Source organism: Hyphomonas atlantica corrig. (assembly GCF_000682715.1).
Classification (GTDB): domain Bacteria; phylum Pseudomonadota; class Alphaproteobacteria; order Caulobacterales; family Hyphomonadaceae; genus Hyphomonas; species Hyphomonas atlantica.
Window position 1 is genome coordinate 476,922 of record NZ_AWFH01000001.1, and the last position, 25,767, is coordinate 502,688.

At 61.1% G+C, this 25,767-nt stretch carries 27 protein-coding genes; 6 read left to right on the forward strand and 21 right to left on the reverse strand.

Features of this window, described 5'->3' with window-relative positions:
• Positions 1-4 precede the first annotated feature (4 nt).
• The 12 genes from ybgF to HY36_RS02390 all read right to left on the reverse strand — a co-directional run bounded on the left by ybgF (position 5) and on the right by HY36_RS02390 (position 10,379).
• Positions 5-1,000 (reverse strand): tol-pal system protein YbgF, encoded by a 996-nt coding sequence (gene ybgF, locus HY36_RS17575; protein ID WP_051602411.1) that lies wholly within the window; start codon positions 998-1,000, stop codon positions 5-7.
• A 99-nt stretch (positions 1,001-1,099) separates the two neighbouring features.
• Positions 1,100-1,651 (reverse strand): peptidoglycan-associated lipoprotein Pal, encoded by a 552-nt coding sequence (gene pal / locus HY36_RS02340; RefSeq protein WP_035547650.1) that lies wholly within the window; start codon positions 1,649-1,651, stop codon positions 1,100-1,102.
• Between the two features lie 224 nt (positions 1,652-1,875).
• Positions 1,876-3,231, reverse strand: coding sequence for a Tol-Pal system beta propeller repeat protein TolB (gene tolB, locus HY36_RS02345; protein WP_035547653.1), 1,356 nt, complete (start codon positions 3,229-3,231; stop codon positions 1,876-1,878).
• Positions 3,232-3,261: 30 nt separating this feature from the next.
• Entirely contained in the window at positions 3,262-4,227 is a 966-nt protein-coding gene (locus HY36_RS02350; protein WP_035547656.1) for a hypothetical protein, read from the reverse strand.
• A gap of 16 nt (positions 4,228-4,243) precedes the next feature.
• A complete protein-coding gene (locus HY36_RS02355; RefSeq protein WP_035547659.1) occupies positions 4,244-4,684 on the reverse strand; it encodes an ExbD/TolR family protein in 441 nt (146 codons plus the stop codon).
• Between the two features lie 3 nt (positions 4,685-4,687).
• Positions 4,688-5,401, reverse strand: a complete 714-nt coding sequence (gene tolQ / locus HY36_RS02360) for a protein TolQ (protein WP_035547662.1) — start codon at positions 5,399-5,401, stop codon at positions 4,688-4,690.
• Positions 5,402-5,568: 167 nt separating this feature from the next.
• Positions 5,569-6,030 (reverse strand): YbgC/FadM family acyl-CoA thioesterase, encoded by a 462-nt coding sequence (locus tag HY36_RS02365; RefSeq protein WP_035547666.1) that lies wholly within the window; start codon positions 6,028-6,030, stop codon positions 5,569-5,571.
• 31 nt (positions 6,031-6,061) lie between these two features.
• Positions 6,062-6,616 carry a lipocalin family protein gene (locus HY36_RS02370; RefSeq protein WP_035547669.1) on the reverse strand — a complete coding sequence of 185 codons (555 nt, stop codon included), beginning with the start codon at positions 6,614-6,616 and terminating at the stop codon, positions 6,062-6,064.
• Between the two features lie 59 nt (positions 6,617-6,675).
• Complete coding sequence (locus HY36_RS02375) at positions 6,676-7,695, reverse strand: alpha/beta fold hydrolase (protein WP_206741137.1); 1,020 nt, start codon at positions 7,693-7,695, stop codon at positions 6,676-6,678.
• Positions 7,696-7,759: 64 nt separating this feature from the next.
• Positions 7,760-8,512, reverse strand: a complete 753-nt coding sequence (locus HY36_RS02380) for a HesA/MoeB/ThiF family protein (protein ID WP_035547671.1) — start codon at positions 8,510-8,512, stop codon at positions 7,760-7,762.
• Positions 8,509-9,108: a nicotinate-nucleotide adenylyltransferase gene (locus tag HY36_RS02385; protein ID WP_035547675.1), complete on the reverse strand. Its 600-nt coding sequence runs from the start codon at positions 9,106-9,108 to the stop codon at positions 8,509-8,511. Before HY36_RS02385 ends, HY36_RS02380 begins: the two co-directional genes overlap by 4 nt.
• Positions 9,105-10,379, reverse strand: a complete 1,275-nt coding sequence (locus tag HY36_RS02390) for a glutamate-5-semialdehyde dehydrogenase (RefSeq protein WP_035548334.1) — start codon at positions 10,377-10,379, stop codon at positions 9,105-9,107. Before HY36_RS02390 ends, HY36_RS02385 begins: the two co-directional genes overlap by 4 nt.
• A 171-nt stretch (positions 10,380-10,550) precedes the next feature.
• Here HY36_RS02390 and HY36_RS02395 point away from each other — a divergent pair, with 171 nt between their 5' ends.
• Positions 10,551-12,122, forward strand: coding sequence for a long-chain-fatty-acid--CoA ligase (locus HY36_RS02395; protein WP_035547677.1), 1,572 nt, complete (start codon positions 10,551-10,553; stop codon positions 12,120-12,122).
• A gap of 54 nt (positions 12,123-12,176) precedes the next feature.
• Here the strand turns inward: HY36_RS02395 and HY36_RS02400 are convergent, their stop codons facing one another.
• The 6 genes from HY36_RS02400 to HY36_RS02425 form a co-directional block, all read right to left on the reverse strand.
• Entirely contained in the window at positions 12,177-12,446 is a 270-nt protein-coding gene (locus HY36_RS02400) for a hypothetical protein (protein ID WP_035547680.1), read from the reverse strand.
• Between the two features lie 270 nt (positions 12,447-12,716).
• Positions 12,717-13,238, reverse strand: a complete 522-nt coding sequence (locus HY36_RS02405; RefSeq protein ID WP_035547682.1) for a CarD family transcriptional regulator — start codon at positions 13,236-13,238, stop codon at positions 12,717-12,719.
• A 245-nt stretch (positions 13,239-13,483) separates the two neighbouring features.
• Positions 13,484-13,828, reverse strand: coding sequence for a ferredoxin FdxA (gene fdxA / locus HY36_RS02410; RefSeq protein WP_035547685.1), 345 nt, complete (start codon positions 13,826-13,828; stop codon positions 13,484-13,486).
• 85 nt (positions 13,829-13,913) lie between these two features.
• Positions 13,914-14,357, reverse strand: a complete 444-nt coding sequence (locus HY36_RS02415; protein ID WP_241764124.1) for a TerB family tellurite resistance protein — start codon at positions 14,355-14,357, stop codon at positions 13,914-13,916.
• The gene (locus HY36_RS02420; RefSeq protein ID WP_035547692.1) at positions 14,357-14,644 is read right to left on the reverse strand and encodes an RNA-binding S4 domain-containing protein; all 288 of its coding nucleotides are present in this window, start codon (positions 14,642-14,644) and stop codon (positions 14,357-14,359) included. The genes HY36_RS02415 and HY36_RS02420 overlap by 1 nt, the downstream gene beginning before the upstream one ends.
• Entirely contained in the window at positions 14,641-17,352 is a 2,712-nt protein-coding gene (locus HY36_RS02425; protein WP_035548337.1) for a helicase-related protein, read from the reverse strand. Before HY36_RS02425 ends, HY36_RS02420 begins: the two co-directional genes overlap by 4 nt.
• A gap of 201 nt (positions 17,353-17,553) precedes the next feature.
• Between HY36_RS02425 and HY36_RS02430 the strand changes: the two genes are divergently transcribed.
• Entirely contained in the window at positions 17,554-18,696 is a 1,143-nt protein-coding gene (locus HY36_RS02430) for an acyltransferase family protein (RefSeq protein WP_155841640.1), read from the forward strand.
• Positions 18,697-18,775: 79 nt separating this feature from the next.
• Here HY36_RS02430 and HY36_RS02435 read toward each other — a convergent pair whose 3' ends face one another.
• Positions 18,776-19,591, reverse strand: a complete 816-nt coding sequence (locus HY36_RS02435) for a UDP-2,3-diacylglucosamine diphosphatase (RefSeq protein WP_051602412.1) — start codon at positions 19,589-19,591, stop codon at positions 18,776-18,778.
• Between the two features lie 135 nt (positions 19,592-19,726).
• Here HY36_RS02435 and HY36_RS02440 point away from each other — a divergent pair, with 135 nt between their 5' ends.
• Complete coding sequence (locus HY36_RS02440) at positions 19,727-20,128, forward strand: hypothetical protein (protein ID WP_035547696.1); 402 nt, start codon at positions 19,727-19,729, stop codon at positions 20,126-20,128.
• A gap of 72 nt (positions 20,129-20,200) precedes the next feature.
• Here the strand turns inward: HY36_RS02440 and HY36_RS02445 are convergent, their stop codons facing one another.
• Positions 20,201-21,130, reverse strand: a complete 930-nt coding sequence (locus HY36_RS02445; RefSeq protein ID WP_035547699.1) for a DMT family transporter — start codon at positions 21,128-21,130, stop codon at positions 20,201-20,203.
• Positions 21,127-22,029 (reverse strand): aldo/keto reductase, encoded by a 903-nt coding sequence (locus tag HY36_RS02450; RefSeq protein WP_035547702.1) that lies wholly within the window; start codon positions 22,027-22,029, stop codon positions 21,127-21,129. Before HY36_RS02450 ends, HY36_RS02445 begins: the two co-directional genes overlap by 4 nt.
• 181 nt (positions 22,030-22,210) lie before the next feature.
• On the opposite strand from HY36_RS02450, the gene gap reads away from it, so the two are divergent.
• The 3 genes from gap to HY36_RS02465 all read left to right on the forward strand — a co-directional run bounded on the left by gap (position 22,211) and on the right by HY36_RS02465 (position 25,703).
• On the forward strand, positions 22,211-23,218 hold the full coding sequence (gene gap / locus HY36_RS02455; protein ID WP_035547704.1) for a type I glyceraldehyde-3-phosphate dehydrogenase: 1,008 nt from the start codon (positions 22,211-22,213) through the stop codon (positions 23,216-23,218).
• A 96-nt stretch (positions 23,219-23,314) separates the two neighbouring features.
• Positions 23,315-24,511, forward strand: a complete 1,197-nt coding sequence (locus tag HY36_RS02460; protein ID WP_035547707.1) for a phosphoglycerate kinase — start codon at positions 23,315-23,317, stop codon at positions 24,509-24,511.
• A gap of 298 nt (positions 24,512-24,809) precedes the next feature.
• Positions 24,810-25,703, forward strand: a complete 894-nt coding sequence (locus HY36_RS02465) for a fructose bisphosphate aldolase (RefSeq protein ID WP_035547710.1) — start codon at positions 24,810-24,812, stop codon at positions 25,701-25,703.
• The last annotated feature ends 64 nt before the right edge of the window (positions 25,704-25,767 follow it).

A 25,767-nucleotide genomic window follows, 5' to 3' on the forward strand; every position in this document is an offset into this window, starting at 1 on the left:
CAAATCAGTTGTCGCAACCGGACTTGGTGCGCTCCACCGCGGCCAGGTCACGTGTCACGCCGGAGGCATTGGGATACCGGCTCGGCAAGGTGCCAAGCGCCAGGCAGGCCTTTTCCTTGTCACCGATCAGGCGCATTGCGCGGGCGAGCTTCACAAGCGCATCAGGGGCACGCGGATCATCCGGATAAGAGCGGATCATGGTCGTATAGGCCGCACCGCTATCAGCATAGGCCTTCTGCTGGTAAAGCGACTCTCCCAACCAGTAATGCGCTTCGCCCGCCTGCGGATCATCTCCGAACCGGTCAAGGAAAGCCCGGAACGCTTCTTCTGCGCCCGCATAGTCGAACTGGATCAGGCGAGACTTGGCGAGTGCGAACAATGGCCCCGCCTCCCCCGGCAACGCGCTGGCAGGAATGGTGCCGAGTGAGCCTTCCGGCAACGCGTCATTCTCTGCAAGGGTGCTGGCAGGCGTCAGGCGCGTAGGTCCGGATTGGGATTCAGGTTCAGGCTCCGGCATTTCGCTCAGCCCGTTGAGGCGGCGCGGGCCGGATGCCGCAGAATCGCCGAGACCCGTCATCGCATCATCCGGGAACGCGCCCGTCATACCGTCCGGTGTCGGCTCGGTTTCCGGCATCAGGCCAGCTGACGCCATGAAGGATTTCAATGCGGCCATGTCCTCAGATTGCGCGTCCAGCTGGGTGCGCAGATCATCAATCTCGTCAATCAGGGCTTCATTGTCGCGTTGGAGGTTTTCGGTCTGCTCGCGCGATTGCTGAAGCTGGAACTCCAGGGTTTCAACGCGGCCCGTCAGCTGCATCACATCGCCGGTCAGGCCGTTTACCTCAACCTGCACCTGAGCGCTCTGTTGACGCGCCTGCGCCACCTGCTGGGAAAGATCTGAACTCGTCACCCCCTGAGTGATCGGCGCACTCCGCTGAGCGATGGCAGGGCTGGCCACGAGGCACAGGCTGGCGAGGACAAGAGCGGGCGCTTTGAACATGGATGAGCCTCCGGAGGATTTCTTGGATTCATACGAAAACAGCCGGGGCCAAATTAAGGCACCCGGCTGCATCTTGTGAAGCTATTCGCGACAGAAAGCTTAGCTTGTGGTCGCGCCGGAAACGATTTGCGTGAAGCCGTTCCGGTTCAGTGCCCATGCTTGCTCGTCAGAACCAGCAGCGATCGGGCGCTCTTTACCGTAGGAGATCGTGTCGATGCGGGACGGGTCGACGCCGAGGCTGACCAGATAGTCCTTCACGATGGATGCACGACGCTCGCCGAGGGCAAGGTTGTACTCACGCGTGCCGCGCTCGTCGCAGTTGCCTGCCACGATGATGCGAACAGCTGGGTAGGAAGACAGCCAGGCAGCCTGACGCTTCAGGACTTCCTGATCGTCGACGTCGAGGCGGTAGCCGTTGAGGTCAAAGTAAACGCGCTCGCCAACATTGACGCGGAAGTCTTCGAGAGACCCTGCGAGCGGGCCAGCCGGTGCGGCAGGCTCTTCAACGACGGGTGCCGGAGCAGGTGCCGGTTCGGCAACTTCTACCGGTGCCGGTTCTTCAACCTGTTCGACAGGCTCCGGCTGGGATGCACATGCGCTGATGGAAAGAACAACTGCTGCAGCAGCTGCAAGTTTGAAAGTGGTATTCATTGCTATTCAGACTCCCCTGGATGTCCTGAGTGCTAATTGACGCCGTACGGCTGGCGTTTGTCAACGTTGTGCCGGATGTAGCGGGTATCTGTCTCCATATTCTGACAGAATTCGGGCGACAATCGGGCGGAAGCAGAGCAGCAACCCCGATTTCGCGATATTTTGACGGTTTATCTCCAAAAAGCAACGCCCCCGGATAAAAACCGGGGACGAAGTGTATGAAATTATTGCAACAACGGTGACCAGGCCGGGTCAGACGCATCTGTTTGCGTCGGCAGACGGCGCTCATTCCGGCCAGACAGGTCCACCGACCAGAGCTGCGGTCCTGCGCCGGGGCGGCTCTCGCGGAAATACACGATCACGCGGCCATTCGGAGACCAGTCCGGACCTTCATCCAGATACGATTCGGTCAGAAGGCGCTCGCCTTTGCCGTCCGTGCCGATGACACCGATATAAAAGCGGCCACCAAGCTGCTTCGTGAAGGCGACCAGATCGCCTCGCGGGCTCCAGACCGGCGTGGAATACTGGCCTTTATTGAAGGTGATCCGGCATGCCACGTCACGACCACCTGACGGGCAGGTGCGCGGGCTGCCATCGGTATTCATGATGTAGAGCTGTGGGCTGCCACCCCGGTCGGACGTGAAGACAATGCCCCGCCCATCCGGCGACATGGACGGTGAGGTATCAATCGCCGGATGATCCGTCAGGCGGCGTGATTGGCGCGTCTGGAGGTTCATCAGATAGATATCGGAATTACCGCCCTGCGCCTGCGTCAGCAGAACGCTTTCCCCATCCCGGGAGAAGCGCGGCGCGAACGTCATGCCAGGGAAGTTGCCGAGCAATTCCTGACGGCCTGTCTCGATATTGAAGAGATAGACGCGCGGGCGCCCGCCTTCATAGGACATGTAGGTGATTTCCTGCGCCGACGGGCTGAAGCGCGGCGTCAGCACGGTGTTCGTACCACCGGTCAGATATTGCTGGTTCGCACCATCGGCATCCATGATCGCCAGGCGCTTCACGCGCTCGGTCTTCGGGCCGGTCTCCGCAATGTAAACGATGCGCGTATCGAAATACGGATCTTCACCGGTCAGGCGCGTATAGATCGAGTCGGCAATCTTGTGCGCAATGCGGCGCCAATTGTCCGGCGTGGTCGTCAGGCGGCGGCCCGGCTGGCCATTGATGCGCATGACTTCACCGCCATAAACGTCCCAAAGGCGGAACGAGACCGCGATCTTGCCGTCCGGCAATTCCTCATATGCGCCCACCACAAGACCTTCGGTCTGGATGATGCGCCAGTCCGGGAAGCGTGGCTGAACATCAATCGACAGATCCTTCTGGATGAAGGAGGCCGGGTTCTGAATGTCGAACAGGCCGGTCGATTCCAGATCGGCGCGGACAACATCGGCGATGTCCTCTGCCATTTCAGCGTTCGTGCCGCGAACTTCAAAGTCCGGGATAGCCAGGGGTGTGGGCTGGAAATTGCCCTCATCGACGCGGACCTGCAGCTGCGCAGCGGCAGGCATGGCGAGGCCAAATGGCGTCAGGAGGACCAGCATTAGCGCTGTCAGGATGCGGGTCATTTGAAAGTCTCCTCAGAATCTCGGTTCAGGTCACTTGAGCGGGCCAATCGTGACCTCAATGTCTTTCCACTCGTCGTAATCGTCTTCAGGCAATTGATAGTTCGCACACTGGCGCACCGCTGTCAGGGCCCGTTGGACCACAACACCCCGGCGGCCAATCGGCATGGAGCGCGGGGTCACCAGATTCACATTGCCGTCCAGAGAGCCATCCACATTGAGTCTCACTCGGATCACAACGTCGAACTGGTCTTCCTTGGGCAGATCATCCACACCATTCCAGCAATAGCCGATCTGGCGGCGCATGGCGGCCTGAAGCGAAGCAGTATTGCCGCGGCGGTCCCCTGCCCCCTTGCGGGGTTGCTGCACGTCTTTCAGCACCGGCTTGTTGATCGGCGGTGGCGCCTGCTCCTGCGCGACCTTGCGCTGGGTTTGCGCCTTGTCCTTCAGGATGTCTTCAAAGTCGTTCAGGAAGTCGAGATCGTCAGACTCCGATTTCGGCTTCTGCTTCTCGATCAGCTTTGGCTCCTTTTTCGGAGGCTCTTCCTTCTTCGGCTCAGGTTCCTTGGGCTGTTCCTCGGGCTCGGCCTTCGTGTCTTCCACGACCGGTTCTTCCTCGGCCGTTTCGGTCTCGCGGGTCTCGTTCACCTCTTCCTGTTCTTCAGGCGGGTCCTCGACGATCTCGGCATCTTCTTCCACCGGATCGGGCTGTTCTTCCGGCTCGGGCTCTTCGACCTCTTCCTCTGGCGGCTCTTCCGCCTTCTGGATCGGCGCCACATCGGTCACGAGCCCAATGTCGACAATATCAATCGGCACGTCGATCGTGCTGGCACATTGCGGCAGGCGCATGAGGATATCGACCGGCGACAGGCCGGGCTCCTCGCGCTCCAGCCGCTCGATCTCTCGATCGCATTTGCTTTTCTGCATCGGCCACGTCATCACCGCCGCGGCGAGCACGGTGGCGTGAAGCACAGTCGAGATGGTAAAGCCGCGAAGCATGTGGGGCGATGCGCTCCTACTTCTTCTGTTCAGTCACAAAGGATACGCGCGTATAGCCGGCAGCCCGGATTTCGGCGGTCACTTCCATGATCCGGCCATAGGGCGTGTTCTCGTCACCGCGCAGGTAAATTGGCTGCTCATAGCCTTCGCCGATGATGGCCTGAAGCTGCGGGCCCAGCGTCGAAACATCCTCCACCAGGGTCGTCTGGATAAACACATCCCCGTTCTCCCGGATGGAAATCGCCAGCGGATCGTCATTCGGTTCGGTCTTGATCGGCCCCGAACTCGTCTTGGGCAGGTTCACTTCCTCCCCGCGCACCAGCAGGGGCGCCGTGATCATGAACACGATGAGCAGAACCAGCATGACGTCCACAAAGGGTGTCACGTTGATTTCAGCGTTCAACGCGCGTCGCCCGCGCCGTCCGCCCTTCCCGCCTGAACCGAGGATCAATCCCATCGCCTAGTCCCTCGCGGATTCGGAGGCGCGGCGCGACAGGCGCACAAGCACGTCCTGAGAGAATGTGTCGAGCTGGTCGCCCAGCTTGGTCAGGTCGCCAGTGAACTTGTTGTAGAAAATAACCGCCGGGATAGCGGCCACGAGGCCGAGGCCGGTGGCGAACAGGGCCTCTGCAATCGGGCCGGCCACGGTGCCAAGGCTCGTATCCTGTTGTTCGGCAATGTTGAGGAAGGCATTCATGATGCCCCAGACGGTTCCGAACAGGCCGATGAAGGGAGAGGCTGAACCGATCGTCGCGAGCACGCCCAGACCACTGCCGGCCCGGCCAAGTTCACGATCGACAGCGGCGCGCATGGAGCGCTCCGCCCGGCTCACGATTGCGGCGGCTTCGGCAGGATTGTGGGACTGGCGGCGTGCATCGGACCATTCGCGCGCAGCCGCGGCAAACACGCGGCTGGCCGCATCATTGGTGGCCTGACCGGGGCGCATGTCGAAATCTTCAGTGCGGCCACTCCAGAAGGCCTCTTCAAACTGGCGCGATTTCTTGCGCAGGCCGCCAAGGGAGAACAGCTTCTCGCCAATCACCATCCACGACCAGATCGAGGCCAGCAGCAGGAACAGGAGGACCAGTTTGACAACCGGGTCAGCCGCCATGATGAGGCTGAACAGCGAGAAGTCGGCATGACTTGCGGCGGTGCCTATCGCTTCTGATTCCATGGGGGCTAATGCTCCTGTCTACGTATCATGGGTGATCAGCCGCATCCCACCCGGGACCGGCACACCCCTTCATCCACACCAAATCCGGCAGAAACACGGCAGAATTGCCAGTTTCCGCAGCTCTCTTGGGGGCTAGGCTGGAACGGTTAAGATTTTATGGCAGCGCGTTAACGCTCTTTCGGTTCCCAGCGATACGCTTCCAGATGCTTGACCAGTTCGCGGATCGGGCGGCGCGGGCGGCCATCGGCGTGGATCATCACAGCTGTGATTTCGCCATCGGCAATGATCTCCTCGCCCCGGAAACAGGTCTGCGAAAAGCGGATACGCGGCCCCTCAGTGCCGATATAGCGCGTGCGTATGTGCAGCAAATCGTCGACCTTGGCGGCTTTGCGATAGTCCACCTCAACGCGCGTCAGGGTGAAGGCAGCCGGGTCTTCCCGCTCCAGCAGGGACTGATGGGAAATACCCGCATCGCGCAGATGATCAGACCGGCCCCGCTCGAAAAAACGAAGATAATTGGCGTGATACACCATGCCGGTGAAGTCGGTATCCTCGTAATAGACACGCACACTGATCCAGTGCTGGCGGTCCGCATCGAAATTCTGGGCGTCAAGGTCTGGCAGGCTCATGATTTCCGCGTAGCAAAGCCCGCCCCCAGCGTCACCCCTGTTCCGCCTGAACCGTCATCTCCAAGGGCTCGGTTGCATATCCAAGCGCCTCGGCGCGCTGCTTCAGCCCATCCAGCACCACCGGGTCCAACTGCGCGGTGCGGGACAGGATCCAGAGATACTTGCCATCCGGGCTGCCAACCAGCACGGCGGAATAGTCCGGCTCCAGCGCCAGCACCCAGTAATCGCCCGATGCAAACGGCACCCAGGCCGGCGCAAATTTCACTTTCAGCTTTGTGTTGTTGCTGCCTTCGACAATCCGGGCCGTGCCCTCTGCAACATCCTTCTCGCCATCGAGCGATCCCTTGTAACAGGTATTGGTCACGCTCACCGTGCCGTCGTCGTTCAGACCGTATTCGGCGGTCACGCCCGTGCAGTTTTTCTCAAAGGAATTGGGGTAGCGCGCAATCTCGTACCAAAGGCCCGAATAGCGCTCCAGATCCACCGAATCGACAGTCGGCGGTGGCGCCGTCTCCGCACGGTAATCAGGCTGGCTGGTACAGGCGGCAACCAGGGCGGCGGCAAGTGTCGACAGGGCAATGCGCATGAGAAATCTCCTTCTCCCCTCTTACGCTTGACCCGCCTGTTCGGTTTCGCAAATACGTATCACCCCCCATTCTGAGGCGCGATGTCCAGCGGATCGACAATGTCTGACGGCGTCTCCTCAGCATGGAGGCCCGCAAGGAAGGCGCGCAGATCGGCGACAGACTCCGCCGCCTTCTCCTCCTGCGGGATGTGCCCCGTTTGCGGATAGATAATCAATTCAGCGCCCGGAATGGCGTCCGCGAATTTCTGCCCATGCGCAACCGGGATCAGATTGTCGCTGTCCCCATGCATGACCAGGGTCGGTGCGGTGATGTTTCCGAGCAGCTCCTCCGACGCCAAAATCCGCAGCGTCGCGCCGCTCATCAGGTTCAGCAATGCATCCCGGTGACACGGCGCGCGCGACATGGCCGAGTAGCGGTCCACCATTTCGTCAGTCACAAATGCCGGATCATAAAAACTGTCTTCGAGGCCGGATCGGATCAGCGCTGACATATCGAGATCCTTCATCACACTGCGCGCCACGCCATTGCGCAGCAGCTTGAATATGAAGGGGTCGGACTCCCCTTCCCCCGGCGCATCCAGCCAACCGGCAGCATCGACCAGGACGAGGCCGTCGAGTTTCTCGGGATGTTCCAGCGCATAGGCCCAGGCAGTGTGACCGCCCATGGAATTGCCGACCAGGGTAAACCGCTCAACGTCCAGCGTGCGCGCAACACGGTCCACGGTCTCGACGAATTGCTCGATACCGATGGAGTCATTATCAGGGCAGCGAGACAAGCCATGCCCCGGAAGGTCCAGACGGATGACCCGGTAATCCTTGCGAAGTTTCCGCGCCCAGGCATCCCAAGTCTGAAGCGAGGCGGAATAACCGTGCACCAGAACAACAACCGGCGCATCGCGCGGGCCAGAATCCGTGAAATGAATCTCGACGTCCTTGCCGGATTTCAGGAAGCGACTGTTGGATTTCGAATAGACCGATTCGAGCGTCGTGTAGGATATGTCATCCCGGCGAAGCATCCACCATCCCGCCGTCAATATGATCGCAAGCGTCACCAGCACGACAAACAGTCGTTTCAACACAATCCCGAACTCCCTACATGCACACCAAAGGGTGACGCACTAAAGCCCTGCGTCTCGTGACAAGTCAAATTCTGCGATCAGTCCCACAGATCGGGCATGCAGCATCCCACCGCAAAACAACCGACCGCTGACGGGTGGAAAGCCCGTCAACCAAAGCGAGCCGCCCGATCAATGGCTCCCCCGCACCGGTGATCAGCTTGATCACCTCCAGTGCCATCAGTGTAGAAATCATTCCTGTAACTGGCCCTACAACACCAATCTCATCACAGGCCTCGGCATCCGGTGGCGTCTCCGGCACCCAGCATTGATAACAGGGCGCGTCCGCAACGTATCCAGACGCAAACACGCTGGCCTGTCCGCTCCACCCCGCCGCGGCGCCATGCACCAGCGGACGCTCGCTCTGATGCGCGACCCTGTTCAACGCATAGCGCGCAGGGAAATTGTCCGTTGCATCGACCAGTATGTCGCCTGACAACGCATCGTCCTTCGACCAGCGCTTTCGTCGGCCCAGAACATGTGTGGACGGATGATCTGCTGTCAGGCGCGCGGCCATCACCTCCACTTTCGACTTTCCGAGACTGTTCTCTCCGAACTGGATCTGTCTTTGCAGGTTTGAGCGTTCGACATGATCATCGTCCCAGAGCTCCAGCTGGCCGACACCCGCAGCAGCCAGGTACATCGCGCACGGCCCGCCCAACGCCCCTGCCCCAACGATCGATACGCGCGCCGCGCGCAGCTTCTGCACGCCGGGCCCGCCAATCTCCCTCAGCATGATATGCCGCTTGTGGCGGGCAAGTTCTTCCGGGCTGAGGCTCATGACGCAGCCTTCATCTGACGAATGGCGGTAGAGGAAATCGGATCCAGCGGCGCGGTGAGATAGACCCAGGCGGGCGGCGCGAGACCTGGCAAGATCGTCGCCTCCGCTTCAGGAATACGACTATGAGCGAACCGCCGCGCAAAGGGCGAGTTTCGCGCGCCCGGCCCCACGCCGGGGCGCGCAACAATCGCAATCGGCATCATGCGCGCAATTTCCTGCCACTCACTCCACATATGGAAGTTCACCATATTGTCCGCGCCCATCAGCCAGACAAAGTCCGCATCCGGCGCAATATGCGTGATCGCGGAAAGGGTTCGATAGGTATAGGTCAGGCCAAGACGCGATTCGATATCAGTCACGCGCATGCGGGGATGATCGGCAACAGCCATCGCAGACCAGAAACGTTCCCCGAAGTCTCCGTGCCCGGTCTTGAGTGGATTTCCCCGCGCCACAATCCACCAGACCCAGTCCAGCTGCAGACGCTTCATTGCGGTCGTGGCCACATGGAGGTGCCCTGAATGGGCCGGATTGAAACTGCCCCCGAACAATCCGATGCGCAGGCCACGCGCTGGCCCTGGTAGAAGTGCTCTGCTCAAGGACGAACCTGCCCATTTCCGCGCACGACGTACTTGTAGGTCGTCAATTGGTCTGCGCCTACCGGGCCGCGCGCATGAATGCGGCCTGTGGCAATACCGATCTCCGCGCCCATGCCGAACTCGCCCCCATCAGCGAACTGGGTTGACGCATTGTGCAACAGGATCGCGCTATCGACCGTAGCAAAGAAACGCTCAGCAGCCGCCTCGTCCTCAGTGATGATGCATTCTGTATGCCCGGACGACCAGGTGCCGATATGGTCCAGCGCGGCAGTGAGATCATCCACGACAGCCACTGCCAGGATCGGCGCGAGATATTCCGTTGACCAGTCCGCCTCTGTCGCCTCGACCATATCAGGTACAATCGCCCGCGCGCGCGCATCGCCGCGCAGCTCACACCCCGCATCCGTCAGGGCCGCCGCCATCTTCGGCAGCAGGTCATCCGCCACTGCCGCATCCACCAGCAACGTCTCGGCAGACCCGCAAATTCCAGTGCGGCGCATCTTTGCATTGAGCACAATCGACACCGCCTTTTCCGGATCTGCTGCCTTGTCCACTATCACATGGCAAAGACCTTCAAGATGTCCGATCACCGGAACGCGGGCGTCTTTCTGGACCCGCTCAACCAGGCTGCGGCCCCCACGTGGCACGATGACATCCACATTGCCCTCCAGCCCGGCCAGCATATGCCCGACGGCGGCGCGATCCCTGGTCATCACCAATTGCACCGCATCTTCCGGCAGGCCTTCCTGTTTGAGGGCGCTGCGCATGGCCGCAACAATCGCGCGGGATGACTGGGTGCTTTCCGATCCGCAGCGCAGGATGGCCGCATTGCCGGAGCGCAGGCAGAGCGCGCCCGCATCCGCCGTCACGTTCGGGCGGCTCTCGTAAATAATGCCGATCACGCCCAGCGGCACGGCCACGCGCGCAATATCCAGCCCGTTCGGACGCTCCCACCGCGCAAGCTCGCGTCCGATGGGATCGCCCAGTTCAGCCACCGCCTCAACACTGGATGCAATGCCTTCCAGCCGCGCCGCATCCAGCGCCAGCCGGTCGAGCATGGCGGCGTCCAGCCCCTTCTCTCGCGCAGCGGTCATATCGGCTTCGTTCGCGCTGAGGATCTTGTCAGACGCCGCCCGGATCGCGCCGGCCACCGCCTTCAGGCCCCGCGTCCGGTCTGCCGGGCTCATCCGGCCCAGCTTGCGCGAAGCCTCACGGGCATTGCGCCCCACCCGAAGCATGGTTTCGCCGAGATCTGCGGTCTGGTCTGTCATCGTATCCATCATGGCGATGGATGTGCCGGAAACCCGGCCTGTCTGCAAGATGCGCCAATGATGCATTCGGCTATGGCTGCAATGACTACAAGGCGCGGCGACGGGCTGACTCTTCGAAAATTTGCCCTAGTATGAAAGTCGAGGAAACAAAACACCATCCGGAGGAAGTACATGATCGACGTTAAGGCGATGCCGCATCTGGCGGATATTCCGCGTGTCCAGGCCGGCATCCGTCCGGACGCAACCGCGTTCTGGTTCGAAGGCGAAACCACCAGCTTTGCCCAGCTTGAGACCCGGTCTACTCAGGTTGCAAACGGCCTGATCGCGCTCGGCGTCCAGACAGATGACCGCGTCGGCTATCTCGCGAAGAACACATCTGTCTATTACGAGATGATGTTCGGCGCGGCCAAGGCGCGCGCGGCGATGACGGCGGTGAATACGCGCCTTGCCCCGCCTGAGGTCCAGTTCATCCTGTCGGACGCCCGCGTGAAGATCCTGTTCGTCGGCAAGGATTTCTACAGCATGATCGACCAGATCCGCGCTGACCTGCCCGATCTGGAACAGGTCATCGCGATTGATGGCGAACGCGATGACTGGCCATCCTACACAATCTGGCGCGACGGCCAGTCGACCGACGCCCCCGGCATCGAAACGCATGATACGGATGATGTGATCCAGCTCTATACGTCCGGCACGACCGGCATGCCGAAGGGCGTGCAGCTGACCAATGGCAACTACCGCGCCATCTTCGAACAGGCTGGCCAGCTCGACTGGGCCAGCTATGATGTGGGCGATGCCGTCATGAACGCGATGCCGCTATTTCATGTGGCAGGCGTGAACATTGGCATCCTGACCGCAGCGCAGGGTGCAAACGCTGTTGTCCTGCGGGAAATCGACCCGACGCTCATCCTGAAACTGATCCCGGAGCACAAGATCGCACATGCCTTCTGGGTGCCGGCGGTGATCCTGATGCTGACGCAGATGCCGAATGTACGCGACATTGACTGGACCCCGCTGAAACAGGTCTTCTATGGCGCCTCGCCGATCGCAGAAAGCCTGCTCCTCGACGCCAAGGAGATCATGGGCGCAAAATTCACGCAGCTTTATGGCCTGACAGAAACGGGCGGATGCGGAACATATCTTCCACCAGAGGCGCATGATCCGTCCTGGGGCAAGCTGCGTTCCTGCGGTGTCCCCTACCCGGCAACCATTGTCCGCTGCCTGGACGCGGAGGGCAATTCCGTGCCGACCGGCGAAGTTGGCGAGATCGCCATCAAATCGGCTTTTGTGATGAAGGGCTACTGGAACCGTCCCGACGCCACCGCCGAAGCGATTGACGAGTACGGCTTCTTCCGCACTGGGGATGCAGGCTATTTCGACGAGGACGGATTTCTCTACATCCATGACCGCGTGAAAGACATGATCGTCTCTGGCGGAGAGAACATCTATCCGGCTGAAGTCGAGAATGCGATCTTTGGCCACCCAGGTGTGGCCGATGTCGCCGTGATCGGCGTGCCGGACGAGAAATGGGGCGAAGCCGTAAAGGCCATCATCGTGGTCAAGCCCGGCGAATCTCCGACACAGGAAGACATTATCGCCTATGCGCGCGAGCGTATCGCCGGATACAAATGTCCGAAGACGGTCGAATTTATCGAGGCCCTGCCCCGCAATCCATCCGGAAAGATCCTGCGCAAGGATCTGCGCGAGGTTTACTGGAAAGACCAGGAACGCCGCGTCAGCTGATCATAGGGCGGATGGCGCAGCGTCCCCTGCGCTGTCCGCCATGATCACGTCGCCTTAGTTGGCGAGGCTCAGCCAGTCGCGCGCTGCCGACAGCGCCACCTTGACTTCATCCGTGCTCAGCATGTCAGCCATTTCCTGACGCTGCAGCTTGGCCTCGTCATGGCCCTTGGAGGCTGCGAGGTTGAACCATTTGTGCGCGGAGATCAGGTCGATGTCAGATCCGACACCGGCTGCACAGGCGAGACCCGCCTGATAGAATTCATCCGCATTTGCCTCGGCACCCAGCAGGCCGCCTGGCTGTATTTCCATCTCTGAAAAGGGCATCTTGTTTCTCCTGTCACCCTGCCCGTGCCGCCACCCTTTTTGGGCATGTCAGCCTGAGCATCCATCCGCCACCGGATCGTTCCGGCGACAGGCAAAGAGTGCCTGCTCTCCTTTGCCGTATGGTTAACAGCGATCTGACGAAACCGCGGCTTTTTTAATGGAATTACGCCCAATCTTCACGAATGACGGGTTTTTCGGACCCAAACACGAAAAACCCCCGCCCGGTGTTCACCAGACGGGGGCCTTGCATGATCGAAAAGGAAAGAGGCCTTAGGCGGCGACTTTCTTCTTTGCGAGGGATTGAGCAAGTTTTTCCATGGCGTCGTCCTTGTCGATGTTTTCGACAGCGGCGAGTTCGCGGGCCATACGGTCCAGCGCATTTTCGTAAAGCTGACGCTCGGAATAGGATTGTTCCGGCTGGTCTTCGCCGCGGTGCAGGTCGCGCACGACTTCCGCGATGGAGATCAGGTCACCGGAATTGATCTTCGCTTCGTATTCCTGCGCACGGCGCGACCACATGGTGCGCTTGATGCGGGCGCGGCCGCCCAGCGTCTTCAGAGCGTCATCAACCAGCTTGGAGCCGGCCAGAGCGCGCATGCCGGAAGCTTCGGCGCGGTTGGTTGGAACGCGAAGGATCATCTTGTCCTGGTCAAAGGAGACCACGTAGACCTCCAGATCCATGCCGGCCACAGTCTGCTTCTCGACGCTCGTGATCTTGCCCACCCCGTGTGCGGGGTAAACGACGCTTTGACCCACTTCAAACGCCAGTTCCGCAGATGCTTTTTTAGCCATGTTGGATATCGCCCTTTTTTACGCAAATAGAGCCGATAAAGTCCTTCCCAGTCCGACGCAGTTGACGGTCTGAGTTGAAGATTCCGGCTCTTGTCAGTTATTACTCAAGTCTGAACACTAGCATAAATGTGCAGGTTTTTCAACAGACACGCCCAGATGCTAACCAAGAGTAAAGTTCTCAAGGCCTCTGATTTTGTTAACCTTTATTGAGAAACCCTGCAAAATCAGGGTTCGGACGGGCTGACTCAGACGTCGCCTTCACCCGGCTTGGGGCTGAAATATTTTTCCAATTTGCCGGTCTCTTGCGCAAATTGTTCGCGATCTGCAGGCGGTTCCTTCATCCGGGTGATGTTCGGCCAGACCTTCGCATATTCGCTGTTGAGTTTCAGCCATTTCCCGTCCGGGTCGTCCTCGGTGTCAGGTACGATCGCCTCTGCCGGGCATTCCGGCTCGCACACGCCGCAATCAATGCACTCATCCGGATGGATGACCAGCATGTTCTCGCCTTCATAGAAGCAATCAACCGGGCAAACCTCGACGCAATCCATGTATTTGCAACGGATACAGGCGTCGACGACGATATAGGTCATGGGCGGGAGGGCCTTCTGCAATTTGTGCACGGGCGAAATGGCGCGCGCAGGCGCTTATGTCAATGAGGCGAGCTGACAGGTCTCTTCAGGAAGCGTCAGTGATCCGCTGTTCCGCCGCCTGCCGGGCCTGGGCCCGTGAAATATCGTCGATATACAGCAGTGACGCCACATGGCGGATATAGGCGTCCTCGATATCGCTCTTTTCCCCATCCGCCAGCGCCACCCGGTACAGCCCCTCAATGATGGAGACCCGCTCTGCCACTGGCAGCTTCTTCACATGCTTGGTGAATTGGTGAGAGCCGACAGCCTCTTCGGCCAGCGCCTCCCCTTCCGCCAGCACGGCATCGGCCTTGTCGGCGTCAAACCCGAACGCCTCCAGAAGGATTTCGGCGATCATGTCGCTTTCGATGTTCACATAGACACCATCAGACAAGGCCGCCTCGACCAACAGGGCCGCTGCCGCCACTTGCGGATCCATCGACCGTTCCGCAGGTGTTTTCTGCCGGAACAGGTTTTTCAGCGCGCTCATCATTCGTCCATCTCCAACGTTTGGTACAGCGCCGCTGCCTCGTCCGCGGGTCCACGCCGTGTGCCGAGGTCCAGCACTTCAACAGCCTTGATATGCCCCCCGAGGGCCATTGTGACAATATCCGCTACCGCAATGGTTGCGCCGGGCTTATTAACGCGCCGCGTCTGGCCATTCCGGGTGAGGCGAATACCGCGCTTGCGGATATGCGCGCCGGAGAGTGCGCGCGTCTTGAAAAACCGTGCCCGCCACAACCATACATCCAGGCGCAGCGTCGGCGTTTCCGTCATTGGAAGGGCGTATAGGTGAAGTCGCTGCCGGTTTCAGGCGCGCCGCTTTCTGCCTTGGGCTTTGGCTTGCGCTTCTTTTTCTTGGGCTTCGGCTTTTCCTCTGGCAACAGGGCTGCCAGCGCCGCGAACGGGCTGTCCGGGTCAGGCTTGCGAGACGCCGGCGCATTGCGCGAGGGACCACGTCCGCCCCCCTGAGGCTTGCCGCCCCGCGGGCCCTTGCCGCCCTTGCCACCCGCATTCTGGTGCGGGGCGCCGCCCTGATTGCGGCCACGCTCCGGGCGACCCTCCGGCCGCGCCCGCGCCGCATAGCGCCATAGCAAGACGGCGTCGGTTTCCTTGTCCTTCTCTGCCGGGGCAAGACCAAAGCCTTTCAGCACGGCAGGCCAGTTATCGGCTGGACAGGACACAACCGAAGCCAGGTCAATCTCGATGGGGAAGGCATTCTTCCCGGCTTCCTTGCGGCGCTTGGCAATTTCCCAGCCCAGGCGCTCTGCCAGGTCCGCCCGCACGGCCCGCTTGCCGAAGCGCAGATAGCCATTCGCGGCCAGCGCCTCTTCCGGCCATGTGCCGTCAAGCGCGAAAGACCCCGCCCCTTCCGGCGCAAGCGGGAAAGGCTGGCCTTCAAACACTGCGCGCAGAATGGCGATCATGCGCTGGCCTGCGGGCTTTTGCGCATCCGGCACATGGGCCGCCACACGGCCGGCGCGAATGCCGATCCCCTTCAGGGCTTCGCGCTGTTCAGCGGTGAGCCGCAGGCCGGGATCATCCTGGCGCAGATCGACCGCCGCGCCGCTTTCCAGCACACGGAAGGCAATGCCGCGCGCCAATCCGTCCAGCGCGTCTCCCGCCTTTTCGACGGCCAGTTTCGTATGTGTGGGCAGGATGCGGGCGGTTTCCTTTGTCGCCCATTGTTCCAGCCGTTGCCGCGCGGCTTCGCGCTCTGCCGGGTCAACTTCGGCCGCGCCGATGATCTCCACGCGCGGAGACATCCAGCCAGAGCCCTTCACCAATTGGCCCACAGGCGAATTGATATGCTCCACCTGGCCTTCATCATTCAGCTTGAACGCGTCATCCGGCGCCGCCACGATCAGGCTGAGCCGCTCCACGATCAGAGGGCGAACGGCGGCCTGCGCTGCGCCGCGCACGGCCTTGCCTTCCAGTGTCCGCGCATCCAGCACAGGCTCGAATGTCAGGCCTTTGAGGCGTCCAACAACATGGCCTTCCACACGGACATCTCCTTCCGGGGTCAATTCGGTCACGAGGGCGTCTTCCTTCTTCAGGCTGGCAAGCAAAGCGGTTGTGCGCCGGTCCACAAACCGGGCTGTAAGGGCTTCGTGTAGCGCGTCTGACAGGGAGTCTTCAATCTCCCTCGTACGATCTTGCCATTTTTCGGGGTTTTCCAGCCAGTCAGGCCGGTGGGCGGCATAGGTCCATGTCCGGATATTGGCAAGCCGTTGCTGCAGCTTTGCGATGTCTCCCTGCGTTGAGGAAAGATCATCCAGCCGCCGCTCAAGCCCCGTGTCAGACAGGCGCGCATCGGGGTCTGCCAGCGTTTCGGCAAGGCCGAGCACAAGTCGCGCATGCCCTTCCGGCCCGGCTTTGCGAAAGTCCGGCAAGCGGGCCAGATCCCACAAACGCTTCACCCGGCGCGCCCCGGCCACATTCGGCCCGATGGCGCCATCCTCACTCATCCGCCGCAGCACCCATTCATCCAGCGCATGCGGATTGTGGATCAGGGCCGGATGACCGGACGGCTTTTCAAGGCTCAGGATCAGGCGACGCAGGCTGGAAAAGTCCAGCGCCGAATTGCGCCATTGCAGATGGTCCACCGGATCGAACCGGTGCGCCTCGATCGCTTTCCAGGTTTCTTCGTCAAAGTGCGGACAGGTCGCCGTCTCGCCAAACTCGCCATCGGTGCGAAAGCGCCCGGCCCGGCCCGCAATCTGCGCGCACTCGGCAGGTGTCAGCAGGCGATGACGCCGCCCGTCGAATTTCGAGCGCGAGGCAAACACCACCCGGTCGACATCCAGGTTGAGCCCCATGCCAATGGCGTCCGTCGCAACAATGTAATCCACCTCGCCTGACTGATACATGGCGACCTGCGCATTGCGGGTACGCGGGCTCAGCGCGCCCATCACGATGGCGGCCCCGCCCTTCTGACGGCGGAGCAATTCACCAATCGCGTAGACTTCGTCGGTGCTGAAGGCGACAATGGCCGTCCGCTTCGGCAGTTTGGTGATCTTGCAATGGCCCGCATAGCGCAGCTCTGAAAAACGCTCGCGCGGCTCGGTCTCTGCGCCCAAATCCAGCGTGCGCAACACGCCGCGCATCGTATCGCTGCCCAGCAACAGGGTCTCGTGAGATCCGCGCAAATTCAGGATGCGGTCTGTGAAGACATGGCCGCGATCCTGGTCTTCGGCCAGCTGGATCTCGTCAATCGCCACAAAGTCCACCCGCACATCGACCGGCATGGACTCCACGGTACAGACCCAATAGCGCGCCGTGGACGGAACAATCCGCTCCTCGCCGGTGACCAGCGCCACATGCGCCGCGCCCTTGCGCTCGACCACCCGGTCATACACCTCCCGCGCGAGCAGGCGCAGCGGCAAACCGATCATGCCGGTGCCATAGCCCGTCATCCGCTCAATGGCGTAATGCGTCTTGCCAGTATTGGTGGGGCCGAGAATGGCCTTCAGCGTGGAACTCATCGTCGCTGCGTGGCGGGCCGGTTCGCGGAAGTCAAGCGGGCGACGCCGGGCCCGACCGCAAAACGCCCGGAAATCATGCAGTTTCACGTCAACCTGATCGCGAGCTGTCACTTCCAAAAATTGTTTTTATTCCGGGATTTAAACCTTGCCGTTCATTTTCTGTTAACCTAAACATCCTCGCTCAGAAGTGGGGACAATATCGTGTCAGGAACCGCCGCAAACCCGGCTCTCTCATCCGTGCAGCGGTTTCATGCCCTGGACGGTATGCGCGGCATCGCAGCAATCGTTGTGATGCTGTATCACTATGTTGGCGCGTCCCAGTCCCGGCTGTTCATGAACAGCTATATCGCTGTGGACCTTTTCTTCATCCTGAGCGGCTTTGTCATCTATCACGCCTATGCCACGGCCATACTCGGCGGCATGCCGGCGGGCGTGTTTGCCAACAAGCGCATATCGCGCCTCGCTCCCACCGTGGCGGGGGGCGTGGTGCTGGGTGCCATTGCCGCGCTGATCGTGATGCTGGAAACAGGACGGGATTTCAGTCCGTTGGACTTTGCCCTTACGCATATGGGCCATTTCGCTTTCGTGCCGGCCCTGTCCGACTATCAGATACCCGCCAGCGATTCCCTGATCCTGTTTCCATCCAATCCGCCGCTCTGGTCCATTTTCTACGAACTTGTCGCCAGCCTGGCCTTCATCTGGATTGCGCGCATTCCACGCTGGCGGCTGGTCGGTGCGGCCCTTGCCGCCTTCTCCCTCTACCTGTTCTGCTGTCTCGCCTTGTCCCGCATGACCGGAACCGCGTTGACGGCCAATGTCGGCTGGAATCATGCGACGTTTTTCTTCGGCTTCCCCCGGGTGTTTTCCGGCTTCCTGATGGGCATCATCATCTATCGCCTGCTCAGGCGTCTGGATGACTGGATCGAGACGCACCTGCCGCGCCTCGCCGGACCACTGCCAACGCTTGGCCTGTTCGCGGCGACGCTCTGTGTCCTGATGTGCCCCTTTTACGCCAAGGGCGTCTATCAATTCGTGGCCATCGGAATGCTCTGCCCTCTGCTGATCCTGGTGGGAGCGCGCGTCACGCCGGGGCGCAGCTGGCTGACTGCAGTTTGTGACGGCCTCGGCACACTGTCTTTCCCACTCTACTGCGTGCACGAACCCGTGCGACACATGACGAATATCCTGCTGAAACGGATCGGCCTGCCGGACAGCGCATTGGGCCTGCGCGTCACCATTACAGTAATCCTAGCCTTCCTCGCCTCGGGCATGCTGCTCTGGCTACTCGGCCAGCTACGCGCCCGCCATCGCCTCAGCTCCGGACTGAAGCCGTTTCTGGGCTGAAACACAGACTGTCGGGTTATCGGTCTGGTGATATGGACATGCTCATATCCTCCCCTGCTACACAGGGCAGGAAAGCCACCTATGCCACAACTGCGATACGGGCCTCGTTCACGCTCGGCACGTCATCCTTCACGGCGTGCGGCTGGAAGTGCAGCAATTCCCAGCGGCCGTCATGATGCTCGACAAGGGCGGTGCAGCTTTCCACCCAGTCGCCATCATTCATGTAGGTAATGCCGTCAATCTCGCGCATTTCGGCGACATGGATATGGCCACAGATCGCACCATCGAATTCCTTGCGGCGGCAATAGTCCGCCACATGCCCCTCGAAATTGTGGATATGGTTCAGCGCGCGCTTGGTCCGCTTCTTCAGCGCCTGCGAGAGAGACCAGTACGGCATGCCGAGCCGGCGGCGGATCGCGTTCAGCTTCGTGTTCGCCCAGAGCAGGAAATTGTAGGCGTGATCGCCCAGATGCATGATCCATTTGCGGTCGGCCCGCATCATGCCGTCGAACATGTCGCCGTGTACAACGAGATAGCGCTTGCCATCCTCGCCCTCATGCACCGCGCGGTTCTTCACCTTGATCTCACCAAAGGCCAGGCGAAACTGCAGGAAAGCCCGCAGGAACTCGTCATGATTGCCGATGATATAGGTCACATCCGTGCCACGCTTGGCGGCCGTCAGGATACGGCGGATGACATTGGTATGCGATTGCGGCCAGTACCATTTCTTCCGCATACGCCAGCCATCAATGATGTCGCCCACCAGATAGAGCTGCTCTGACGTATGCGTCTTCATGAAGGCGCACAGCGCATCGGCCTGACACCCGGCGCTGCCGAGGTGCACATCCGAAATGAAGATCGAGCGATAATCCGGGCGTTTGTCTGGACGGGTCATGGGAACGGCCCATAAGCCAGTTCGGTATGAGTTTTATGACAGCAATCCCCCTAATTTCGTCACAAAACCGCAATGAAAACAGCGATGAGCGATTAGTATGTCCTCCCCCTCCGGGAACGGAGCTATACTGCGTGCATGGATCACCTGTTCGCCCCGCCCCAGAATCTGCCGCCGGAAATGGAACCCCGCCGGTTCTGGATCTGGCTGCAACTGATCCTCCTGCGCCTCCATGTGCGCATGGTGAAGGGCGCGGACGCGAATTTTCTCTATGGATTGACCCGCACCGGACAGGTCTTCCTCGTCGAGATCGGCGACACGAAGGCCGAGCATCAGGCGGCGCTTGCCCGCAAGAAACAGCAGGACATGCTGAACTGGACGCCGTCAAAGGCTTTCACAGCAGCGCTGGACGGCGCGTCCCTCCTGTCCGCGCACCCCATCGAAGGCGGGGCCCCGGAAGCGAACGCCTTCCTTGCGCCTGTCGCGCCCGCGGCCTGCGCCCCTATTGCGGGCTGCACTCTGCCACCCCCAGACACCTGACCGGTCTCCTTACAGAAGAAAACTCGATTTCCAGAAACGAAGCGCCTTCACGGGCGTCGCATGTGCAGCTGCCTACCCGGTTTTCACGCCGCCGCCACGCCGGGCGAGCCAGACCCCGCCAAGGATCAATGCGAAAGCGATCAGCGCATGCCAACTCTGGGTCTCCCGGAAAAAGATCCATCCGAGCACGGCGCTGACCACCGGAATGGCATAGCCGGTCAATGAGAGGAACGTCGCGCTGGTCCGCGCTATCAGAAACATGTAGAGCGCCTGCGCAATCGCGGTCGGGATAACGCCAAGGCCCACAACGCCCGCCCAATGGGTCCAGTCCGCATTCACGTCGGACGGATCCACCGTGAAGACCAGAGGCCATGAAACGATCGCCGCCAGCGTGACAAAGCCGGTGGCAAAGGGAATGGCCTCGATCTTCGGCGCGCCCCGCGCCATCAAACTGGCCGCCGCATAATTCATCGTTGCCAGGATCAACAGAAGCTGCGCCACCACGCTCGCATTGCCCAGCCCCTTCATCGCGTCCGGCCCGAACAACACCGCCACGCCCGCAAACCCGGCCAGTACGCCCACCGCCGTACCGCGCGTCATGCGCTCATCCGCAAACAGAAAGGTTGCGCCACTGACCACGAAGATCGGCACCGCCGCCGTATAGAGCGCCGCGAGGCTGGAATTCACCGTCTCCTGCGCCGTGGTGATCAGGAAGAAGGGAAAGACAGACCCGGCCAGCCCCATGCCAATGATGGCGATCCAGCGTGGCTTGTCCCGGAAGGATGGCAGTTTCTGCCCGCGCGCCAGCATGACGATCCACAGCAATGCCGCGCCGATGGTCAGGCGGCCCGGCAACACCCAGCCAACCGGCAGGCCTGCGTCCGGATTGCCCTTGTCAACCGCCACGCGCGTCAGGGCATAGGCCCCGGCCCAGAACAGGGTCAGCAGCGCAAACAGCGCCCAGTCGGATGCCGACCGGCCAGTGGGCAATTGCTGGCTCATGGCATGGGTTCGCCGCGAGAGGTTTCGAGGATGGAATACCATTGCTGGCGCGTCAGCGGGATGGCCAGCGCATTGCGCCCCGCCCCCAATCGCTCCGGGCGCTGCGTGCCCAGCAGGACAATCGGCCTGGCAGGATGCTTCAGCAGGAAGGCCAGCGCCACGTCGCTGCGCTGCGCATCATACAGGGCGGCCAGCCGGTCCAGCGTCTCGTGCAATTCGGCCAGGCGGCCGGGGTCATCCGCCTGCGGTGAGTATCCCTCTCCCAGCCTGCCCCCGGCCAGCGGCGACCAGACAATCGGCGTTGCCCCGGTTTCCTGGCACCAGTCCAGCGTACCATCTTCCAGCGGCTGCAGATGCAAGGCCGAGAATTCCGGCTGGGTGCTGACAATGCGCGCGCCCAGATGCGCCTGCAGCGCGCGGGTCTGCGCCACCGTGAAATTGGACACGCCGGCATAGCCGATCTTTCCGTCCGCAATCAGAGTGTCCAGCGCTCCGGCAACTTCCTCCCACGGGGTCAGCAGGTCCGGGCGGTGGATCTGGTACAGATCAATCTGCTCAACGCCCAACCGCGTCAGCGAGGCTTCGCAGGCTTCGATCAGATTGGCCCGGCTGGAATTGTAGGGCACAGGCGGAATGATCCCGCCCTTGCTGGCCAGCACCATCCGGCCGCGCCGCGCAGGGTCTGCCGCCAGCACCTCGCCCAGCAGCGCCTCTGCCGCGCCGAACCCGGCATCGCCGAAACCGTAAATGTCCGCCGTATCAATCAGCGTCATGCCCAGATCGAGTGCCGTCTCGATCAGCGTCTCGGCATGGGACAGGTCATGTCCCAGAAAACGCCAGCACCCAAAGCCCAGGCTGCCGGCCTCAAATCCGCTCGATCCGATCTGCGTTTGCCGCATGCGCTCACTCCCTGAAGCCTTCCGCAATACGGGCCCGGCGAGGGCAAGTCCACGCCCGATAACTGTTAGCGCAATCAGGGGTGAGCGGCGCGAGGCCGCATGGCGAGCGGGTGGACGAAATTGCGTAGTCGTCGTAAAGGGCCAGCAGATTTAAAGCCTGCCGCTCCAAAGGAGATTTTTCATGGCCATTCGTGTTGCAATCAATGGTTTTGGCCGCATTGGCCGCCTCGTCCTGCGTTCGATCATCGAGCATGATCGCAAGGATATCGAAGTCGTCGCGATCAACGATCTCGGCCCAGTGGCCACCAATGCCCACCTGCTTCAGTACGATTCCATTCATGGCCGGTTGAACCAGACGGTCGAGGTGGACGGTGACACGATCATCGTTGGCGACCGCAAATTCCTCTGCACCGCCGTGCGCGACCCCGCTGACCTGCCGCACGCCGAACTGGACATCGACATCGCGATGGAATGTACCGGCATCTTTGCAGACAAGGAAAAAGCCTCCGCCCACCTGAAGGCTGGCGCCAAGCGCGTGCTGGTTTCCGCCCCGGCCACCAATGCCGACAAGACCATCGTCTACGGCGTGAACCATTCCACGCTGACCAAGGATGATCTCGTTGTCTCCAACGCGTCCTGCACCACGAACTGCCTGTCACCGGTCGCCAAGGTCCTGAACGATACGGTCGGCATCAAGCGCGGCTACATGACCACGGTCCACTCCTACACAGGCGACCAGCCCACGCTGGACCGCATGCACAAGGATCTCTACCGCGGCCGCGCGGCTGCCATGTCCATGATCCCGACCTCGACCGGCGCTGCCAAGGCTGTCGGCCTCGTCCTGCCGGAACTGAAGGGCAAGCTCGACGGTTCCGCCGTTCGCGTTCCGACACCGAACGTTTCCATGATCGACCTCGTCTTTGACGCCGGCAAGCCAACCACGGTTGAAGAAATCAACACCGCAATCAAGGCCGCCGCCGATGGCGAGATGAAAGGCGTGCTCGGCTATACCGACAAGCCGCTGGTCTCTGCAGACTTCAACCACGACCCGCACTCCTCCACCTTCGCGCTCGACCAGACACAAGTCATCGAAGGCACGATGGTTCGCGTCCTGTCCTGGTATGACAATGAGTGGGGCTTTGCGACCCGGATGAGCGATACGGCGCTCGCCATGTCAAAGCTGATCTAGCCCCCCTCTTCCAAGAGCGCTTCCTGGCCGGGAGGCGCTCTTTTTCCATCCCCACCGCATTGCGCCCGCATGGCCGGGCCTATTGGAGATATCCTCATGTCCAGCTTCAAACGCCTTGCCGATGCCGGTGACCTGACCGGCAAGACTGCCCTCGTCCGGGTCGACTTCAACGTGCCGATGGAAAACGGCCTCGTAACGGATGACACCCGCCTGCGCGCAGCGGTGGATACAGTCCAGACCCTGCGGACCCAGGGCGCCAAAGTGGCCCTGCTGGCGCATTTCGGACGCCCGAAGGGTGAGCGCGTGGCAGAGATGAGCCTTGCCCCCGTGGCAGGCGCGTTCGGCAAGGTGCTCGGCTCCAATGTCAGCTTCATCGCCGACTGCAAGGGCGATCATGTAAAGGCCGCCATCGAGAAGCTCGAACCGGCTGGCGTGATCCTGCTGGAAAACACCCGCTATTATGCCGGTGAGGAAAAAGGCGATCCCGAACTGGCAAAAGAGATCGCTGAGCTGGGCGATATCTACGTCAACGACGCCTTTTCCGCCGCTCACCGCAAGCACGTCTCGACGGCCGTTCTGGCCTCGCTCCTGCCGGCCTATGCCGGCGTGAACATGGAAGCGGAGCTGGACGCGCTGGACAAGGCCCTCGGCACGCCGGAGCGCCCGGTCCTCGCCGTGGTTGGCGGCGCAAAGGTCTCCTCCAAGATCGACTTGCTGAAGAACCTCGTCACCAAGGTGGACTCGCTCGCCATCGGCGGCGGCATGGCCAACACCTTCCTGGCCGCGCAAGGCATCAGCGTCGGCAAGTCCCTGTGCGAGCATGACCTCGCCGACACCGCACGAGAGATCATGCAGGTGGCCGAGCAAAACAAATGCGAGATCCTCTTGCCGGTCGATGTCGTCGTGGCGAAGGACTTCAAGGCCCATGCCGAGAACCGCACCTGCGCCGTCGATGACGTTGCCGAGGACGAGATGATCCTCGACGCGGGCGTGAAAACCGTCGCCAAGCTGGTCGCCGCAATGGGCGCCTCGAAGACTCTGGTCTGGAATGGCCCGCTCGGCGCGTTCGAACTGACCCCGTTCGACAAGGCCACGGTAGCCGCCGCCCAGGCTGCAGGCATTCGCGCCAAGGACGGCAAGCTGGTTGCCGTTGCCGGGGGCGGAGACACCGTCGCCGCGCTCAACCATGCAGACGCCGCATGCGACTTCACCTTCGTCTCCACAGCCGGCGGCGCCTTCCTCGAATGGATGGAAGGCAAGGCCCTGCCCGGCGTCGAAGCGCTCAAGGCCTGATCCTTTTTGAGACAGCCCTGCGGCATATCGCGCGGGGCCTTTCAAATGACAACGTTCCCAGAAAGTGCTGCAGGGCATCAGAAAAATTTTTATGCAGCCTGATTGCGCGGCCGAGCCCGTTAATCCTGCACGGATTTCGCCCTGATACTTCCCCAGATCGCCTGTAGTGATTACGATTCAGGCGATCTGCCGTGCGGGATTTTCCAGATAGGTAGCCCTGTTGACCCGTCTGACAGGCACGGTACTTGAATGCAAAGTTTGCAAACTTCACGCATGCAAGGGACGCCCCGTTATTCCTATGACCAATCCACAAATGGCCCGGCAGATTGCCGAGAAAAATGGCTTCATCGCAGCACTCGACCAATCCGGCGGTTCCACGCCCAAGGCGCTGCGGCTGTATGGTGTCAACGAAGACGCCTATTCCAATGATGAAGAGATGTTCTCGCTGATCCATGACATGCGCGCCCGCATCATCAAGGCGCCTGCTTTCAATGGCGAGAAAGTCATCGGCGCGATCCTCTTCGAACGCACGATGGATGGTGAAGTCGACGGAACGCCGACCGCTGAATATCTCTGGAACGAACATCAGGTCGTCCCCTTCCTGAAGGTCGACAAGGGCCTCGCCGACGAGGCGAATGGCGTTCAACTGATGAAGCCGATGCCAGACCTCGACAGCCTGCTGGAGCGCGCTGTCTCAAAGGGCATCTTCGGCACCAAGATGCGCTCCGTCATCCATGCGGCCAACCCGGAAGGCATCGCCGCCATCGTTGCGCAGCAATTCGACGTGGGTCGCCAGATCTTGGGCCATGGCCTGATGCCGATCATCGAGCCGGAAGTCACGATCACCATCTCTGACAAGGCTGAAGCCGAAGACATCCTTCTGGCAGAGATCACCAAACAGCTCGACGCGCTCGGTGAAGACAAGCAGGTGATGCTGAAACTGTCCCTGCCGACCAAGGCGAACCAGTACAAATCACTGGTCGAGCATCCGCGCGTGATGCGCGTTGTTGCCCTGTCAGGTGGGTATTCCCGCACCGACGCATGTGACAAGCTTTCCCAGAACACCGGCATGATCGCCAGCTTCTCCCGCGCCCTGACCGAAGGCCTCTCGGCACAGCAGAGCGACGAGGATTTCAACACGACGCTGGCCGCCACAATCGACAATATCTGCGCAGCCTCCGCAGCGGGCTGATCGCTGCAGACAGCTTGATGAGAAGGCGGCTCTCTGGGGCCGCCTTTTTCATTTGGCCGCCACA

Bases quoted from the DNA above. Each gene is read 5' to 3' on its own strand.
- ybgF (WP_051602411.1), bottom strand. From the start codon at position 1,000: ATGTTCAAAGCGCCCGCTCTTGTCCTCGCCAGCCTGTGCCTCGTGGCC.
- pal (WP_035547650.1), bottom strand. From the start codon at position 1,651: ATGAATACCACTTTCAAACTTGCAGCTGCTGCAGCAGTTGTTCTTTCC.
- tolB (WP_035547653.1), bottom strand. From the start codon at position 3,231: ATGACCCGCATCCTGACAGCGCTAATGCTGGTCCTCCTGACGCCATTT.
- HY36_RS02350 (WP_035547656.1), bottom strand. From the start codon at position 4,227: ATGCTTCGCGGCTTTACCATCTCGACTGTGCTTCACGCCACCGTGCTC.
- HY36_RS02355 (WP_035547659.1), bottom strand. From the start codon at position 4,684: ATGGGATTGATCCTCGGTTCAGGCGGGAAGGGCGGACGGCGCGGGCGA.
- tolQ (WP_035547662.1), bottom strand. From the start codon at position 5,401: ATGGAATCAGAAGCGATAGGCACCGCCGCAAGTCATGCCGACTTCTCG.
- HY36_RS02365 (WP_035547666.1), bottom strand. From the start codon at position 6,030: ATGAGCCTGCCAGACCTTGACGCCCAGAATTTCGATGCGGACCGCCAG.
- HY36_RS02370 (WP_035547669.1), bottom strand. From the start codon at position 6,616: ATGCGCATTGCCCTGTCGACACTTGCCGCCGCCCTGGTTGCCGCCTGT.
- HY36_RS02380 (WP_035547671.1), bottom strand. From the start codon at position 8,512: ATGAGCCTCAGCCCGGAAGAACTTGCCCGCCACAAGCGGCATATCATG.
- HY36_RS02390 (WP_035548334.1), bottom strand. From the start codon at position 10,379: ATGACAGACCAGACCGCAGATCTCGGCGAAACCATGCTTCGGGTGGGG.
- HY36_RS02395 (WP_035547677.1), top strand. From the start codon at position 10,551: ATGATCGACGTTAAGGCGATGCCGCATCTGGCGGATATTCCGCGTGTC.
- HY36_RS02400 (WP_035547680.1), bottom strand. From the start codon at position 12,446: ATGCCCTTTTCAGAGATGGAAATACAGCCAGGCGGCCTGCTGGGTGCC.
- HY36_RS02405 (WP_035547682.1), bottom strand. From the start codon at position 13,238: ATGGCTAAAAAAGCATCTGCGGAACTGGCGTTTGAAGTGGGTCAAAGC.
- fdxA (WP_035547685.1), bottom strand. From the start codon at position 13,828: ATGACCTATATCGTCGTCGACGCCTGTATCCGTTGCAAATACATGGAT.
- HY36_RS02415 (WP_241764124.1), bottom strand. From the start codon at position 14,357: ATGAGCGCGCTGAAAAACCTGTTCCGGCAGAAAACACCTGCGGAACGG.
- HY36_RS02420 (WP_035547692.1), bottom strand. From the start codon at position 14,644: ATGACGGAAACGCCGACGCTGCGCCTGGATGTATGGTTGTGGCGGGCA.
- HY36_RS02425 (WP_035548337.1), bottom strand. From the start codon at position 17,352: ATGAGTTCCACGCTGAAGGCCATTCTCGGCCCCACCAATACTGGCAAG.
- HY36_RS02435 (WP_051602412.1), bottom strand. From the start codon at position 19,591: ATGACCCGTCCAGACAAACGCCCGGATTATCGCTCGATCTTCATTTCG.
- HY36_RS02440 (WP_035547696.1), top strand. From the start codon at position 19,727: ATGGATCACCTGTTCGCCCCGCCCCAGAATCTGCCGCCGGAAATGGAA.
- HY36_RS02445 (WP_035547699.1), bottom strand. From the start codon at position 21,130: ATGAGCCAGCAATTGCCCACTGGCCGGTCGGCATCCGACTGGGCGCTG.
- HY36_RS02450 (WP_035547702.1), bottom strand. From the start codon at position 22,029: ATGCGGCAAACGCAGATCGGATCGAGCGGATTTGAGGCCGGCAGCCTG.
- gap (WP_035547704.1), top strand. From the start codon at position 22,211: ATGGCCATTCGTGTTGCAATCAATGGTTTTGGCCGCATTGGCCGCCTC.
- HY36_RS02460 (WP_035547707.1), top strand. From the start codon at position 23,315: ATGTCCAGCTTCAAACGCCTTGCCGATGCCGGTGACCTGACCGGCAAG.
- HY36_RS02465 (WP_035547710.1), top strand. From the start codon at position 24,810: ATGACCAATCCACAAATGGCCCGGCAGATTGCCGAGAAAAATGGCTTC.